Genomic DNA, 2186 nt, shown 5'->3' with positions numbered 1-2186 from the left:
ATTTACGGATCCATCTCTAAGCGTACTTGATTTTTTTACAAACCGTTCTAAAACATTAAACATTATTGTGAATCCTGAATTAAATACAGGTCATTCCCTTGCTGATTTTTCGTATAACGAAGAATTGCATCAAGACCTTAATGTATTAACGGTTATTCCGCTTGATCATTACGGAAACTTTCTATCTTTAACCCTTGATGATTGGAGCGTTATTACTTCAAAAGTTCAATTCCCTGAGCATCTTGATTTTAATCAATTACTCAGCATTTTTTGGGAAACACAACCCATTTTAGTTGTTACTGACATCGCACGTTCAGAAGTGCATGACAGCGACTTTTTTCAACAAAGCTTGGTCAAGCAAGTCAATCTTGCATATAGCCGAGATATTGCCAGTGAATATGCACCAGAAGATGTTCACTACATCTCTCAATCTTTTGATTTAGATAAGCTGATGCGTTGCGGTGTATATCTGCAAGGTCATTGCTATTCAGCTCATGATTTCGTCATTAACAACCATAACCTATTTGAAAAAGACAGCTTGATTGTGCCTGTTTTTAACATCCACTCGACACAAAAAGAACTGCAACAATTTTTAGTATTTGATCTGCAAGGTAAGTTTTTGGATTGCGTTGTTGGCACTGAAGTTTTGTACTAAGGAATATTGATCATGTCTAAAAAATACTTATTGATTGAATTGAGCTACGAAGCACCAAACAACACCAGTGCTGATGCTGTTTTGCACAATGTCTATATTGATATTAATCACCCTGAAAATCTGGCGATGTTTAGCGAGTCTTGCAAGAATCGCCATGAAATTAATGAAAACCTACCCATTTGCCAGTTAATCACTTCATGGGTTCGATTACTAGGGATCTTCACCATTCTGGACAATACAGATCAGGACAAAGAAACCCCTGTTCTCATTCAACTTGCTGACGGCGGTACTTTATCTATCGATGGTTGGGAAATTCTCGACCAAGAAACCAAAGATAGACGCTTGGCGTTAATGGACATTGAGCCAGATGAAGAACAAGACGTAGACGACCCTATTTTGTTCGCTCATGAGCATTCAGACTCAATCACACTCACCAAAGTCGAAAAGCCAGTAGCAGAAAGTGTATATGTCGCTACGCGTAACTCTTACAGCAACAACTTTGATTTAGTTCTTGAATGTATCTTGAATCCTGAAAAATATTACAGCCTATATCAAGGCTCATATGATGGCACTCATGTTCAAGTGATCCTGAATGACTTGGCACTACTACCATCATGTAAGACACATAAATCAGAAATTGGCGACTATGTAACATGCAATGTACTGGAGCTGTTCAAAGGCTCAATAGATGCGTATGGCGCAGAAAGTGAATTTATTGATTCATTCGTGCAACTCGACATTACACCGTACTTAGATAGCACACTGAAAATGGACTACACCGAATTGCAGTTTAGCTACCAGAGCAACGATCTCATTGCATTTTTTGGGAATGATCCATGTTCTTAACATGGATCTCTATAGAATAGGAGAAAATACAATGTCTGATCATATCTATAATTACATCATCGGCAGAATCGACAAAAGCCGTAAAATTATGGTTCTGGTGAACTACGAATCAAGATCCAATCTGGTGACTCAAGCACAGTTAATGAAAGTCCAATTCCCGAACCTCAATACCTTGAGAATGTTCCTGAATGACTTTGAGCCAACGGAAAAACATGTTATCCATTACTCGAAATACAGTAAAGAAATGCCATCAGGTGCAGATGGATATTTCCTATTTTCAGAACATGACCAACAATGGAATATTTTTGATCCAAAAGTTATAAATCGGTTTGTTCACATACACCAAGAAGCACCAGAGTTCGATAACTACCAAGATTATATCTGTTCTTGTGAAGTCAAAAACTCACCTACACTTAAAGCAAAACATAAAAAACAAGCATTTGTGCAGAAGATGATCTTCACTTCATTGGGTTTTGAGCGTTATTGCCATCATTGCAATGGCTATGAACCACTGGATCGCTTTTATTATCATTCTGATACCAAAACCTATGAAGCAGTTTGCAAGCCTTGTTATGTTCCTCATTACAAGCCTTACAAAATGAAAAAACGTATGACCAGTACGGTTGAAGAATATATTTAATCATTAACTAGAACTCAAAAAGATGGGCGAATTCAAACATGAGGT

Annotated in this window: 3 protein-coding genes; all 3 read left to right on the top strand. The window is 37.5% G+C overall.

The features are described from left to right. A partial coding sequence (locus G5T77_RS16965) for a hypothetical protein (RefSeq protein ID WP_216072705.1) occupies window positions 1–655 on the top strand: 655 nt, incomplete at its 5' end. Window positions 656–667: 12 nt separating this feature from the next. Further along, window positions 668–1501, top strand: coding sequence for a hypothetical protein (locus G5T77_RS16960; protein ID WP_024160764.1), 834 nt, complete (start codon window positions 668–670; stop codon window positions 1499–1501). 31 nt (window positions 1502–1532) lie between these two features. Next, window positions 1533–2141 (top strand): hypothetical protein, encoded by a 609-nt coding sequence (locus G5T77_RS16955; protein WP_024160765.1) that lies wholly within the window; start codon window positions 1533–1535, stop codon window positions 2139–2141. Window positions 2142–2186: the final 45 nt, after the last annotated feature.

The organism is Acinetobacter sp. GFQ9D191M (assembly GCF_011174875.1).
In the GTDB taxonomy this organism is placed as follows: Bacteria; Pseudomonadota; Gammaproteobacteria; order Pseudomonadales; family Moraxellaceae; genus Acinetobacter.
Note: the sequence above shows the minus strand (reverse complement) of the source record. Positions and strands in the feature narration are given on the sequence as shown.